Below are 13912 nucleotides of genomic sequence, written 5' to 3' on the forward strand. Positions count from 1 at the left end.
ACACCGGCACTCACCCGGCACCCCGACCGCAAAGGCAATTATGAGACTGTCGAGAAAAACTTTGTCCCGCCGGTCTGTTCGGCGCCATGGCCTGGCCAGTATCTTGTAGCCGCTTCCCGAGACCTGATCAGTTACGCGCTGCCGAGCATGCCCAAGTCGTGCTCGGAAATGGGTTGGCCCATCTGGAGGAGTTCGGATGAGCGGGACATCACTGGGTACACGATTAGAGGACACACCACCGGCGTTCGTGCCGGTCGATCAGATAATCGAAACGCGTCTCGTACGGGTCGCCGGCTCCAGTCCCGACCACGTCAGCGCGCTCACGCAGTGCCCGGACGACCTCCCGCCGATCCTGGTGCACCGGCCGACCATGCAGGTGTTCGACGGCGTGCACCGCCTGCGCGCGGCCAAGCTGCGCGGGGACGCCACCATCGGTGTGCGGTATGTCGACGGCACCGAGGAGGACGCGTTCATGCTGGCCGTGAGCGCCAACGTGACCCAGGGATTGCCACTGACACTGGCTGACCGCACCGCCGCCGCCGCCCGTATCCTCTCGTCGCATCCGCACTTGTCGGACCGTCTGATCGCGTCGACAGCCGGGTTGTCCACCAAGAAGGTGGCCGCGATCCGGCAGTGTTCAACCGGGGAAATGACTCAGTTGAACACCCGCCTCGGCCGCGACGGGAAAGTGCGGCCACTCGATGCCTCGCACGGACGCACGATTGCCAGTCAGGCGATTTCGAACAATCCAGATCTTTCGTTGCGGGAGATTGCCCGAATCGCCGGAATATCGGTCGGCACCGCCCGGGATGTCCGGGAAAGAATGCGCCGGGGCGAGCATCCTGTTCCGCCACGGCATCGCCTTTCCGCCGGGCATCGCGCGGAAAACAACGTACCGGGCGACAACACCGGCGCCAACGGCATGCCGCGCGCCGAACGGGGCCGGTTCCTGCTCTCGCTGCGCACCGATCCGTCGTTGCGGTTCTCCGAGATCGGCCGCGCGCTCCTGCGGCTGCTCGACGCCAACACCCTCGACGCCGCGCAGTGGGACCGCCTCGCCGCCGCCGTCCCCCAGCGCTGGTCACCGGTGGTTGCCGACCTCGCCATGGACTGCGCGGCCGACTGGTCCGCGCTCGCCTGCCGGGTCCGCGGCCAGGTCCGCGTCAGCGCGTGAGTCCGGCGCGCACGCCACGGCGATCGCCGCCACCACCTCGACCACCGCGAACAGCGCGACCACCGGAAGCAGCGCCGAGGAGCCACCGGTGATCGCGACCGCCACCAGCGGCCAGAAGCTGGAGATCGTGACACCCACCTGGTAGGTCACGGCGATCGCGGAGAACCGCACCATGGTCGGGAACAGGTCCACCAGGAACGCCGCCAGGCCGCCGTAGATCGCGCCGTGCGCGATGGTCAGCGCGGGGACGAACACCAGGGCGACCAGCGTCGGATCACCCGAGGACAGCCAGGCGCCCGCCGGGACCATCGCCACCACCGCGACCGCGTAGCCGAAGACCATGACCCGCCGACGGCCGAACCGGTCGGACAGCGCGCCGAACACCGGCAGTGTCACGCACTCGCCCAGGGCCGCGATCATCAGCCCGGTCAGCACGGTCGACCGCACCTCCGGCCCGGCCTCCGCCGCGTGCGCCACCAGGAACACGGTGAACATCGCGATCACCGACCCGGTGCCGAGCGAAGCGAGAATGCCGATCACCACGCGGCGCGGCCACCGCCGCAGCACCATGATCACCGGCACCCGGGCGGCACGGTTCTCCGCCCGGCCACGCACGAACTCCGGTGACTCCTCGACCCCCAGCCGGACCCAGACACCGATGCCGATCAGGACGCTCGACGCCAGGAACGGCAGCCGCCACCCCCAGGTCAGGAAGTCCTCCTCGGGCAGTTCGGAGATCAGCACGAAGGTCAGGTTGCTGCCGAACAACGCCACCGCGAAACCCATCGCGGGCCAGCTGCTGAAAAAGCCCCGGCGTCCGGGCGGGCCGTGCTCGGTGGTGAGCAGCACCGCGCTTCCCCATTCGCCGCCGATGCCGATGCCCTGCGCGACGCGCAAGGTCACCAACAGGACCGGGGCGAGGACACCGGCCGTGTCATAGGTGGGCAGCAGGCCGACGCCGAACGTGGCGATGCCCATGACGAGCAACGTCCACACCATCATCGACTTGCGGCCCACCCGGTCGCCGAAGTGGCCGAACAGCAGGCCGCCCAGCGGGCGCGCGACGAACCCGGCCGCGTAGGTGGCGAACGACGCGAGCACACCGCCCGCGGCCGACGATCCCGGGAAGAACAGCGGGCCGAACACCAGCGCGGACGCCGTCGCGTACAGGTAGAAGTCGTACCACTCGATGGCGGTGCCGATCGTGCTCGCGATCAGCACCCGGCGGACCGAACGAGGCGCCGGGGCCACCCCCGGTGTCACGCGTCCTCATCGGACACGAGGACCCGCCCTCCGCGCTCGTGGGGATCGGCGGCGAGGTCGTAGGCCCACACCTGCCGCCCGTCCGCCTCCCAGATCACCTTCCGCCCGTCCGCCCGCACCGCGTGCAGCGCCTTCAGGTCCGGGTAGTCGTCCGAGGCGGCGGCCCGCTCCTGCGGGAAGTAGGTCTCCGAGTACGCCTCGCGGGACGCCCCGGTGCCGCCCGCGAAGAACTCGGTCAGCGAGGCTCCGTCCGACGGCCGCGGGTCCAGCCCGAGATGGTCGAGCACCGTCGGCATGATGTCGACCAGCCGCACCTGGCTGTCCACGCTCATCCCCACCGGCACCCCGGGGCCGCTGATGACCAGCGGCACATGCTGGGTCGCGTCGAACAGCAGGCAGCCGTGGCCCTCCTCGTACGGGTGGCCGAGGTCGCCGGCGTGATCGTTGGGGTACCACCCGGCCAGATCCTCGCCGTGATCGGAGAAGCACACCACCAGCGTCGACGCGATGTCGTGGCCCAGCTCGGCGATGCGGCGCAGCAGGAGCTGGAGATAGTGGTCGGTGTAGGCGATCTCGCCCTCGTACGGATTCGCCACCTCGACGCCGACGTCCTCCGGCGGCTCGTACGGCCAGTGCGCGTCGAAGAAGTGCGCGAACAGGAAGAACGGGCCGGCGCCGTCCAGCGACTGGAGCCAGCGGGTGGCGCGTTCGACCACCAGCGGCGCGCGCTTGAGCGCCAGCCCGCGCAGCTTCACGTCGCCGACCGACAGCGGGTCCCGGCCGTCCGGCAGCAGCGGGATCTCGTCGTCGTAGAAGTCGAACCCGCGGTCCATCCCGTACCACTGGTTCAGGCCGGGGCAGGACACCACCGCGCCGGTCGTGTACCCGGCCGCCGACAGGCACTCCGCCAGCGTCGGCACCCGCTTGTCCAGCGCTTCGCGGAACAGGTGCCTGACCCCGTGGCGGGGCGGCTGGAGCCCGGTGAACACCGTGGCGTGGCTGACCGGCGTCAGGGGGCACGACGAGATCGCCTGCGTGAAGCTGACCCCGCTCGCGCGCAGCCGCTCCACACCGGGGTACTTCCCCGAAAAGGCCACGTCGGCGCGGACGGTGTCCAGGGAGATGAACAGGATGTTCGGCTGTGCGGTCACCGGGACTCCTCTGCATTCCTCCGTCGACATTCCTCCGTCGACGCCGGCGGCACCGAAGGCTAGCAACGGGCTCCCCGCGTACGACAACGAAGAACCACGCGGTATGAACACCCGTGCCGAACAGCACATCGCCTCACTACAGTTGCCCGGCGGAGCGTCCACGACCGTGACGCGAGGGAGAATCCATATGGCGCGCAAGCTGTCCCTGGCCCTGGAGCTGTACGCCGACGCGAACGGCGGCGTCGACCAGCGCTACATCGAGCAGATGCGCAACCAGGACGCCGAACCGGTGCCGACCGATCCCGCGCTGCCGAGATTCACCCTCGTCGTCGGGCCCTCGCCGTTCACCATGCCGCGCGGTTGGGAGTTCTTCCTCACCTCACCCTACGAGGGTGCGACGTACATCTCGACCGTGCTGCACAACGCCGGGTACCCGGTGCGCATCGTCGACGTCCGCTACACCCCGAACCCGCTGCGGGCGGCGTACGAGCAGATCATCAAGGGCACCGATGTGCTCGGTGTGTGCACGTTCGAGGACAACTTCCCGTTCTGCCGGACGCTGATGGCGATGGTCCGCGAGTCGCACCCGGACATACCCATCATCTGCGGCGGCTCGCTGGTCACCTCCGTTCCGTCGGTCTTCATGTCGGACACCGACTGCGACATCGCGGTGATCAGTGAGGGCGAGATCACCATCCTGGAGCTGATGGAGAGTTACGCCCGTGGCTCCTGGCAGCGGGACCTCCCGGCCATCAAGGGCATCTGCTACCGGGACGAGAAGGGAAAGGCGCGCCGCACGCCGCCGCGCGGCCAGATGATGGACCTCGACGCGCTGCCCAGGATGCGGCTCGACCTGTGGCCTCAGTCGCGGTCGCCGCTCGGCATGCAGCCGCAGGTGATCTCGTCCTACAGCCGCGGCTGCAAGATGGACTGCTCGTTCTGCTACCGCACCACCCCGCAGGTGCGGGCGAAGTCGCCGGAGAAGATGGACCGCGACCTCGACTGGCTGAAAACCCAGTACGGCGTGGAGTTCTGCTTCTTCGTCGACCTCACGTTCAGCTCGCACCGCGGCCAGACCATCGAGATGTGCGACGCGATCTCCCAGCACGATCTGCGGTGGACCTGTCTGACCCGGTGCGCCGACATGGACGTACCGCGTATCAACGCGATGCGGGACGCGGGCGCGGACATCATCCTGTACGGCGTCGAGTCGCTGGGCACCGAGGTGCTGCGCGAGGCCCGCAAGGGCAGCAGCGAGAACCTGACCGTCCGCGCGATGCGCACCACGTTCGACGGCGGCGTGCGGTTCGGCTCGCTGCTCATCGTCGGTCTGCCCAACGAGACCGAGGAGTCCCTGTCCCACATGGTGCAGTTCGCCGAGCAGTACAACCATGTGACCCGGGTGAAGTATCTGTCGGCCATGCCCGGTACGACCGTGTACCAGGACGCGCGGCGGAACAAGGTGATCCGCTCCGAGATCGACCATCTGAACTGGCTGTCGATCGAACAGGCGCTGCACGAGGACGAGTTCCTGAACGTGAGCGGGCTGCCCGAGCAGGTCTGCCGGGACGCGTACAAGCGGGTGTACGACGCCTATCAGCCCGGCCCGGTGATGGACTTCCGGCACTGGCCGGAGCACTTCGAGTACTTCCACCCGCAGTCGGCCGACGGCACCGAGCGGTCGACGTCGTACGCCGGGACCCGCTGGCGCGCGGAGTGGAGTTCCGCCGCCGCGCCACTGGTTCCCGGTTCCGAGCGGTACACCCTGGACAAGGTGGCCGACCCGGAGGTGGCCGCGATCGGGAGCACCCTGATGCACTGCGGCGCGAAGAAGCTCACGGCCGGGGTCTGACCGGTGTCCCCTCAGGACGGCCCGATCCTGATCATCGGGACCGAGCGCTCCGGGTCGAACCTGCTGCGGCTGGTGCTCGACGCGCACTCACGGATCGCGGTCCCGCACCCGCCGCACTTCATGCGGTATCTGTCCGGCATCCCGTACCACGGCGATGTCGACGCGATGGTGGGCGACGCGATGTGCCTGCTGCGCAACCACATCCACCCGTGGCCGCATGTGATCGACCGGGCCGCGGTGGCGGAGGCGGCCGGCCCGTCGCTGTTCGGGGTGGTGTCGGCGATCTACGACCAGTACCGCGTCGCGGAGGGCGCGGCCCGGTGGGGGTGCAAGAGCACGTTCATGGTCGAGCATGTCGACGAGGTGCTCGCCGAACTCCCGGACGCGCGGTTCCTGTGGCTGGTGCGCGATCCCCGCGATGTGGCCGCGTCGGCGAAGCGGGCCGTGTTCGGCCACTGCCACCCGTACCGGATGGCGCTGCGGTGGACGGCGGAACAGGAGCTCGCCCGTGCGGCCCTGGAGCGGTGGGGGCCGGGCGTGGTGCACCTGGTGCGGTACGAGGACCTGGTGTCCGCGCCCGAGCGGGAGATCCGGGCGATCTGCGATGCCATCGGTGAGGCGGTCGAGCCCGCGATGCTGGCGCACCACCTCCGTGGCAACGCCCGGGTGACCGCGTCGCTGTCGGCGTCCTGGCGCACGGCGGGCGACCCGATCACCACGGCCCGGATCGGCGCCCACCGAAGCGGGCTGTCCGACCGGGAGCGGCGGCAGGTGGAGAGCGTGGCCGCGCGGGCGATGGAGACGCTTCGCTACCCGTTCGACGGGGCCTCGCTGGACGAACCGGTCCCCGGTCCGTTCGGCGTCGCGCTGCGCGGGTTCGCGGTGCGGCTGGCGGTGGAGGCGCGATCGCTGCGCACCGACCGCAACCACTTCCGGCGCTGGCGGCGCGACGCCACCGTCCGCCGGCTGCGCCGCCGTGCGGCACCGGGCCGCGCCCTGGTTCCGGCGGGAGGGAGCAGATGAACAGCACGGGAAACGTCCGCACACATTTCGCCGACCGCGCGAGCGGCTACGACCGGTCCAGTTCCTGGTGCACCGACGACACGCTCGGCGAGCTGATGCTGTCCACGGCCGCGCCCCGGCCGGGCGACGCGGTCCTGGACGTGGCGTGCGGCACCGGACTGGTGTCAAGGCTGTTCGCCGGGCGGGTGCGGCGGCTGGTCGGCGTGGACATCACACCGGAGATGGCCGAGCGGGCGCGCGACACGCTCGACGAACTGGTGATCGCCCCGGCGGAGGAGCTGCCGTTCGGTGACGGCACGTTCGACATCGTGGTGTGCCGTCAGGGAATCCAGTTCATGACGCTGCCGGACGCGGTGCGGGAGATGGTGCGGGTGACCCGGCCGGGTGGGCGGATCGTGCTGACCCACCTGTGCGCCTACGGGGACGACGACCGCGACGAGTACTTCGAGATCCTGCGGCTGCGCAACCCGGCCCGGCGGCACTTCTTCCGGCCCGGCGATGTCGAGGCCCTGCTCGCGGGCGCGGGGTGCGACCCGGTGCGGTCGCAGCGGTATGTGTCGGTGGAGGACGTGGACGTGTGGTCGGACAACGGCGCGATCGGCGAGAACGCGCGGCAGGCCATCCGGGACCGCTACGGGAGGGCGTCAGCCGCGTTCCGCGCACAGCACGCGGTGGCCGAGGTGGACGGGCGGATCACCGACCACATGCTGTTCGTCGTCGCCTCGGGAACGAGGGTCTGACATGGAACCGGACCAGTCCCTCGCCGACGGTGTGCGGGCCGCGTTCCTCGCCGAGGCGGCCACCGCGGCGCGGTACACCTACTGCGCACGGGTCGCCGAGATCGAGGGCCACACCGAGGCGGCCCGGGTGTTCGGCGAGCTTGCCGAGAGTGTGGCCTGCGCCGCCCACGGGCACCTGGATGTGCTGCGCGACCTGCTGGGCGGCGACGGTCCGGGCACCGGCCACGCGCTCGGCGACACCCGCCGCAACCTCGCCGCGGCGATCAGCGGCGACCTCGCGGAGGCCACCGAACGCTACCCCGGCCTGGCGGCGCGGGCGCACACGGACGGCGTGGCCGATCTGGCGAGCTGGCTGGAGACGCTGTGCGCGTTGAAGACGACGCACGTGGACCGGCTGGAGCAGGCCCTCACCGGGCTGACCGAGCCGCGGTTCGCCGGGAACGGAGCGCCATGACCACCGACTACACCGCCGAGGCCATCACCGTCCACTCCGGGCTGGAGGCGGTGCGCCGCAACCCGTCGATGTATGTCGGGTCGACCGGCCCGGACGGCGCCCACCACCTGGTGCTCGAACTGGTCGACAACGCCGTGGACGAGGCCGCCGCCGGGCACTGCGGCGCGATCTCGGTGGAGCTGTACGACGACGGCTCCTGCTCGGTCACCGACGACGGCCGGGGCATCCCCACCGACCCGCACCCGGCGGCCGGTGTCCCGGCGTGTGAGCTCGTGCTCACCACGCTGCACTCGGGGGGCAAGTTCGACGACTCCTCGTACGCGACCTCGGCCGGGCTGCACGGCGTCGGTCTGGCCTGTGTGAACGCGTTGTCGGAGTGGTTGCGGCTGGATGTGTGGCGCGACGGCGCGCACCACAGCGAGTCGTTCGCCCGAGGCTCGGTCGAGACCCCGCTCAAGCGGGTCGGCGACAGCGACCGCCGCGGCAGCCGGGTGTGGTTCCGCCCGGACCCGGAGATCTTCTCCTCCTGCCTGCTCGACACGGACCTGGTGCACGCCCGGCTGCTCGACATCGCGTACCTGCACCCGGGCCTGCGGGTCGAGCTCACCGACCACCGCACCGGGCGGCACGAGTCGCTGTGCGAGACGACCGGGGTGCGGGGCCTGCTCGCGTACCGCGCCCACGACGCCGAGAAGGTGCACGCCGAGCCGACCACCATCGCCTGGGCCGGGGACGGGTGCGTGATCGACGCCGCCGTCCAGTGGACCGAGGGGTACGCGGAGCAGATCTTCAGCTACGTCAACACCGTCCGCACCGACCTGGGCGGGTCGCATGTGGACGCCCTGCGCCGCGCGCTGGCCGGGGTGGTGGCCGACCACCTCGGCCCGTCCGCGGACAGGATGACCGTGGTCGACATCCTGGAGGGGCTGACCGCGGTGATCGCGATCCGCACCCCGGACGCGCGGTTCGACGGCCAGACCAAACGCACCCTGCGCAACGACGACGCGGGCGCCCGCGTGTTCGACGTCGTCACCGAGCAGGCGCGGCGGGCGCTGGCGGCCGACCCGGAGCTGGCCCGCCGCATCGCCGAACGGGCCATCGACGCGAGCCGGGCCCGGCTCGCCGCGCGGCTGGCCGGGCGGACGGCCCGCTCCCGGACCCGGGCCGTCGAGGTCGACTACGCGGTCTACCAGCGACAGTTCGGCATCCGCTCGAAGGACTGGCACGACTCGTGCGCCTGGCTCACCGACGAGGACCTGCTCGGCAAGCACGCGGAGCTGTGCGCGGTGCCGCCGGACGCGCGGATGCTGGACGTGTGCTGCGGCAGCGGTGTCGTCGGCGACGCGTTCCGCGGCCGGGTCGGCGAGATGGTCGGGCTGGACCTCACCCCGGAGATGGCCGCGCTCGCCGCCACCCGGCTGGACATCGTGCACCAGGGCACCGTCTACGACCTGCCGTTCCCCGACGCCAGTTTCGACCTCGTGGTCACCCGGGAGGTGCTGCATCTGCTGCCCCGGCCGGAACGGCCGGTGTCGGAGATCTTCCGTGTGCTGCGGCCGGGCGGGCAGTTCATCGTCGGGCAGATCGTGCCGTACGCGGACGTGGACGCCTTCTGGATGTTCCGCGTGTTCAAGAAGAAGCAGCCACTGCTGTACCAGATGTTCCGCGAGGAGGACTTCCGGGCGCTGCTCACCGGCGGCGGGTTCACCGACGTGCGGATGGAGGAGTACTTCCTGTGGGAGTCGATCGACCGGTGGATCGACACCCACGAGACGACACCGGCGAACCGGCAGGAGATCCACCGCCTCTACTACGACGCGCCGCGCGAGGTGCGCGCCGTACACCCGTTCGAGGTGCTGCCGGACGGCTCGGTGCGCGACCGGTGGCGGTGGTGCGTGTACTCGGTGCGGAAACCCGGCCATGCCTAGCCGCACCGTGCATCGTCCGGTCGCCGAGGTCGTGCGCGGGCTGGAGGCGCTGCGGCCGCTGCGCGGCACGCCGGTGCCGCACTTCCGCGCGAAGGTGCGCGATCTCGTCGTCGTCGCGTCGAGTTCCCGGGGCGGGTCGAGCATGCTCGCCGAGCTGCTGCGCTCCTCTCCGCACCTGCTGCACCTGCGCGGTGAGCTGAATCCGCTGCTGCGGCTGGTCGGCCTCGACCACCCGCACAGCGGCACCGGGTCCGATGCGCTGGACGCGGCGCACTGGCACGGGCTTCCGCCATGGTCCCGGGCGTTGTTCGAGGCGGAACTGGCACTGGACGCGGGCTCTCCCGGCACCGGCGTGGAGAACCTGGCGGCGGACGCGGCGTGGCGGCTGGTCGTGCAGTGGCCGGAGCTGGACCTCGACCCCGTCGACCTGGTGCGGACCGCCGAGGCGGTACTGGACCGTGATCTCCCCCGGTTCGCGCGGGCGCTGATCGGCAGGGCCGGCGTGAACCCGTGGTACTACGACCTTCCCGGGCAGTCACCGGGACCACGGCCGACCGGACCGCCCGGTGATGTGCTGCTCGAAGAGCCGCCCTTCGTCCTCCCCCGCCCGTGGCGGCCCGCGGCCGAACACGACCTCGCCACGAAGCCACTGGTGATCAAGACGCCGGGCAACGCCTACCGGCTCGGCTTCCTGCGGGCGGTGTTCCCTCACGCGCGGCTGCGGGTGCTGCACCTGACCAGGAACCCGGCCGCGTCGATCAACGGCCTGGTCGACGGGTGGCTGCACCACGGGTTCCACGCGTACCGGCTGGACGAACCGCTGCGCATCGCCGGATACGCCGATGTGCGGCCGGCCGACCGGCACTGGTGGAAGTTCGACCTACCACCCCGCTGGCCCTCGTACACCGCCGCCGCCCTGCCCCGGGTCTGCGCCCACCAGTGGGTGTCGAGCCACCGTGCGGTACTCGCGCACGGGGCGGATCACACGGTGCGATCCGAGGACCTGATCAGCGGTCCGCACGCCCGCGCGGACGCCGTCGAGCGGATCGCGGACTGGCTGGGCATCCCGTTCGACGGGCCGCTGAAGCGGGTCGCGACCGACGGCATCGCCGCCACCGTGGCCACCGCCGCACCACGCCCCGGCCGGTGGCGGGCGCGGGAGGAGGACATCCGGTCCGCGCTGAGCACCGACGTACTCGCGATGGCGGAGAGGCTTGGCTACGGCCGTGACGACCACTGGATCTGAGCTGAGCACCCACGGCGGCCCGGGGTGGGTCCCCCGGGTGGCCTCGCATGTGGACGAGGTCGCGGCCGGGGGTGTGTGGGCGCCGTGCGGGTACCGGTCGGAGACGGCCACGCTGCGGTCGGTGCTGCTGGTCCGCCCGCCGGACAGCATCGCCGCGGTGCGACAGCCGGGGGCCTCGCTCATGCTCGGGCCGGTGGATCTCCCGACGATGCGGGCGCAGTGCGACGCGCTGGCGGACCGGCTGCGGGACAACGGGGTCGAGGTGCACCTGACGTCCCCCGCGGCGACGCCGAACGTGGTGTTCGCGCGAGACCTGTTCTGGATGACCCCGGCCGGGGCGGTGCTGGCGCGGATGGCGTCGGCGCAGCGGGCAGGCGAGGAACGGCATGCCGCGCTCGCGCTGGCCGGGGCCGGGTTCCCGATCCTGCGCACGGTGTCCGGCACCGCCGTGTTCGAGGGCGCCGACGCGCTGTGGATCGACCCGTCGACGGTGCTCGTCGGTACCGGGTTCCGCACGAACGCGGCCGGCGCGGCCGAGGTCGCCTCGGCGGTCGCGGAACTGGGCGCGCGGGTGGTGACGGTGCCGCTGGCGCCGGGCGTACAGCACCTGCTGGGGACGGTGGTGTTCCTCGACCCGTCCACCGCCGTGATCCACCGAGCGGCGAGCACACCGGAGTTGGCGGCGCTGCTCGCCGCGTACGGCTATCGGGTGATCGCGCTGCCGCCGGACGAGGAACTGCTGGTACGGCGCGGAATGAACCTGCTGGTGCTCGCGCCGGGGCGGGTGCTGATGCCCGCGGGCTGCCCGGGAATCCGGCGGACGCTGGAGCGGGCGGGTGTGGCCGTCGACGAGATCGACATCGGCGAGTACCTGCGGGCGGCCGGCGGGATCGGCTGTGTGACCGGGGTGGTGCGCCGTGAGCACTGAGAGCCGGTCACCCGGCCGGTCACTGGGCCGGGTACACCGTGGGGTCGTCCAGCGGCACCTTCAACCAGGAGATCATCTGCCGGAGCTGGTGGTACGCCGCGAGCCGCTGCTCGTCGGAACCGGCCTCCTCCGCCGCCGCGATCGGCTCCCACAGGCGCGGCACCATCACCGGCCCGAGTTCGAGCAGGCCGCCGCTGCCGCCGGTGGCCCACTTCGCCAGCACATACCGGACGATCGCGCCGACCGGGATGTCCAGGTTCCGGGACATCCCGCGCACGGTCTCCAGCGGATCGAGGAGCCCGTAGTCGACCACCTCGGCCTTGAAGTTGGCATGCGGATCGTCCGGTGGCCAGCACCGTTCCCACCGGCGCAGCCGAACCGCCGGCGTACCGGTCGCGTCGTAGGCCAGGTCGTCCATGTCGCCGTCCATACCGCCACCCTAAGGGCGGCACGAGCTTGTCCAACCGGGCAAGGATGAACACCGAAGTCAGGAAGGGAGAACCAGTGAACGAGAACCTTCGTGAGGAGCACGTCGCGCCCGTTCCGACCGACTCGGGCGCCGCGGCCAGCGGCACCGTGACGGCTGACGACGAGGCGATCCGTCAGCAACTGCGCAGCCTCGGCTACCGCATCTGACCGCACCGCCCCGGCCCCCCGCACCCGGGCGGGCCGGGGCGTCCCCGCGCAGGAGGCCGAGCAGACCCGCCACGCAGACGCAGAGGCGGTGGCGGTGGCGGTCGGTACGCGGCTGGGGTGCCTCGGACGGCCCGTACGGGTCGTCCACCCCGACTGTCCCGGTCATTCCGGTGATCCGACCGGCGCTCACCCTGGCGCACGGCCCGGCACCCGGCCCCCTTTGTGGGAGGGACGGAATCCCCCCGGGGCGCCGAGGGCGAGGCGCGATCCCGAACCGCTCACGGAAACGGTCGTGGGCGGCCGGGGTACGCGTCAGTCGGCCCGGAGACCGACCGCCAGCGTCAGTTCAAGAACCCGCTGCGGCGATGCGAGATCCGGAAACAGCTCCCGCAGCTGCGACATCCGGTACCGGACTGTCTGCGGATGGACGAACAACGCCGCCGCCACCTCCTCCCGTCTGCCCTGATGCAGCAGCCACGCCCGCAACGTCTCCTCCAGCCTCCGTGCCGTCGCGACAGGCAAGGTCCGCAACGGTGCGAGAGCCCGGGCACGCAGGTCCGCGAACGCGTCCGCGTCGGCGCTCAGCACCAGCTCGGGCAAGTGTTCCTCGGTGTCGCGGACATCGCAGGAGAGGGAGCGCGCGCGTACGGCCCGTGCGTACGAGGCGGACGCCCGAGTCCATGGCCGGGCCGGGCCGACCACGGCGGCGCGGTCGGTCAGCCGGCTCAAGAGAGGCGACCGGTCGGCATCGGGGACGAGCAGCACGCCCGTGGCGTCCGGCAGATCGTCCAGGACGAGGGTGCTCGGGTCGAGTGCGCGGTAGGCGGGCCGGGCCTGGGCAGCGGGCAGCAGGACCGCGGTCAGCGAAACCGGAGGCTGCCACCCCGCCCGTTGGGCGGAGGCCAGCAGCACGTCCGGGCTCGCTCCGGCGAGGAGCTTGCGGGCCAGGTGTTCCAGGTGGCGCTCGTGGGCCCGGCCCCGGGCGGCCAGCTCGTCGGCGTGGCCCGCGGCGCTCGCGGCGGAGAGCTCGTCGATGTAGGCGAAGGTCAGCTCGGCGAACTTGGCGACCTCGGCGGCGGGCAGACCCGCGGGTACGGCACCCGCCGCCAGACATCGCCAGGCCACGCGGGCGCCGACACGATAGGCGCTGAGCAGGGCATCCATCGAACGGCCGTCACGCACTTCGCCGCGGCCCAGCTCGTAGGCCGCGTCACCGGCGTCACCGCCCGTGGCGTCCCCGCTCGCGAGGTCCAGATAGTGCCCCAGGGCGGTGCGGACGGCTCGGCGGATGGTGCCGCCCATGCGACCCGAGAGAGCGTTGGCATAGGGAGGGACCTCGTCGATGATCGCCTGGACGACCTCGTCGGCGGTGCCCTTCAGCGCGGCCCGAAGCGCGGTGACCGTCGTCACATCCAGGGCCAATTCAGTGACCCTCCGGGTTGTATGCGTCATGCGTTGTTCCCTGCGAACAAATCAGCCGATCAGATTCACATCCTACGGATAAGACTTTACGCCCT

13 protein-coding genes are annotated in these 13912 nt (G+C 71.3%); 9 read left to right on the forward strand and 4 right to left on the reverse strand.

The window, feature by feature from the left end; all coding sequences use genetic code 11:
• Positions 1-196: 196 nt before the first annotated feature.
• Positions 197-1174, forward strand: coding sequence for a ParB and winged helix-turn-helix domain-containing protein (locus CRV15_RS01925; protein ID WP_003955925.1), 978 nt, complete (start codon positions 197-199; stop codon positions 1172-1174).
• Here CRV15_RS01925 and CRV15_RS01930 read toward each other — a convergent pair.
• Complete coding sequence (locus CRV15_RS01930) at positions 1082-2437, reverse strand: MFS transporter (RefSeq protein WP_003962557.1); 1356 nt, start codon at positions 2435-2437, stop codon at positions 1082-1084. The two genes, CRV15_RS01925 and CRV15_RS01930, sit on opposite strands and share 93 nt — an antisense overlap.
• A complete protein-coding gene (locus CRV15_RS01935; protein ID WP_009998050.1) occupies positions 2434-3588 on the reverse strand; it encodes a sulfatase in 1155 nt (384 codons plus the stop codon). Before CRV15_RS01935 ends, CRV15_RS01930 begins: the two co-directional genes overlap by 4 nt.
• Positions 3589-3775: 187 nt before the next feature.
• Here CRV15_RS01935 and CRV15_RS01940 point away from each other — a divergent pair, with 187 nt between their 5' ends.
• The 7 genes from CRV15_RS01940 to CRV15_RS01970 are packed head-to-tail and all read left to right on the forward strand — an operon-like array spanning position 3776 to position 11759.
• Positions 3776-5440: a B12-binding domain-containing radical SAM protein gene (locus tag CRV15_RS01940; RefSeq protein WP_009998049.1), complete on the forward strand. Its 1665-nt coding sequence runs from the start codon at positions 3776-3778 to the stop codon at positions 5438-5440.
• 3 nt (positions 5441-5443) lie between these two features.
• Positions 5444-6463 carry a sulfotransferase family protein gene (locus CRV15_RS01945; protein ID WP_003955921.1) on the forward strand — a complete coding sequence of 340 codons (1020 nt, stop codon included), beginning with the start codon at positions 5444-5446 and terminating at the stop codon, positions 6461-6463.
• A complete protein-coding gene (locus tag CRV15_RS01950; protein WP_003962554.1) occupies positions 6460-7203 on the forward strand; it encodes a class I SAM-dependent methyltransferase in 744 nt (247 codons plus the stop codon). The genes CRV15_RS01945 and CRV15_RS01950 overlap by 4 nt, the downstream gene beginning before the upstream one ends.
• Position 7204: 1 nt before the next feature.
• Positions 7205-7657 (forward strand): rubrerythrin family protein, encoded by a 453-nt coding sequence (locus CRV15_RS01955; protein ID WP_003955919.1) that lies wholly within the window; start codon positions 7205-7207, stop codon positions 7655-7657.
• Positions 7654-9585, forward strand: a complete 1932-nt coding sequence (locus tag CRV15_RS01960) for a methyltransferase domain-containing protein (protein ID WP_003955918.1) — start codon at positions 7654-7656, stop codon at positions 9583-9585. The genes CRV15_RS01955 and CRV15_RS01960 overlap by 4 nt, the downstream gene beginning before the upstream one ends.
• Positions 9578-10831, forward strand: a complete 1254-nt coding sequence (locus tag CRV15_RS01965; protein ID WP_003955917.1) for a sulfotransferase — start codon at positions 9578-9580, stop codon at positions 10829-10831. The genes CRV15_RS01960 and CRV15_RS01965 overlap by 8 nt, the downstream gene beginning before the upstream one ends.
• Entirely contained in the window at positions 10812-11759 is a 948-nt protein-coding gene (locus tag CRV15_RS01970; RefSeq protein WP_003955916.1) for a dimethylarginine dimethylaminohydrolase family protein, read from the forward strand. The genes CRV15_RS01965 and CRV15_RS01970 overlap by 20 nt, the downstream gene beginning before the upstream one ends.
• A 19-nt stretch (positions 11760-11778) precedes the next feature.
• Here CRV15_RS01970 and CRV15_RS01975 read toward each other — a convergent pair whose 3' ends face one another.
• Positions 11779-12189: a DUF6027 family protein gene (locus tag CRV15_RS01975; RefSeq protein ID WP_003955915.1), complete on the reverse strand. Its 411-nt coding sequence runs from the start codon at positions 12187-12189 to the stop codon at positions 11779-11781.
• Between the two features lie 74 nt (positions 12190-12263).
• Between CRV15_RS01975 and CRV15_RS37340 the strand changes: the two genes are divergently transcribed.
• Complete coding sequence (locus tag CRV15_RS37340; RefSeq protein WP_009998045.1) at positions 12264-12395, forward strand: hypothetical protein; 132 nt, start codon at positions 12264-12266, stop codon at positions 12393-12395.
• A gap of 312 nt (positions 12396-12707) precedes the next feature.
• Here the strand turns inward: CRV15_RS37340 and CRV15_RS01980 are convergent, their stop codons facing one another.
• Entirely contained in the window at positions 12708-13847 is a 1140-nt protein-coding gene (locus CRV15_RS01980) for a PucR family transcriptional regulator (protein ID WP_003955913.1), read from the reverse strand.
• Positions 13848-13912: the final 65 nt, after the last annotated feature.

Source organism: Streptomyces clavuligerus, assembly GCF_005519465.1.
In the GTDB taxonomy this organism is placed as follows: Bacteria; Actinomycetota; Actinomycetes; order Streptomycetales; family Streptomycetaceae; genus Streptomyces; species Streptomyces clavuligerus.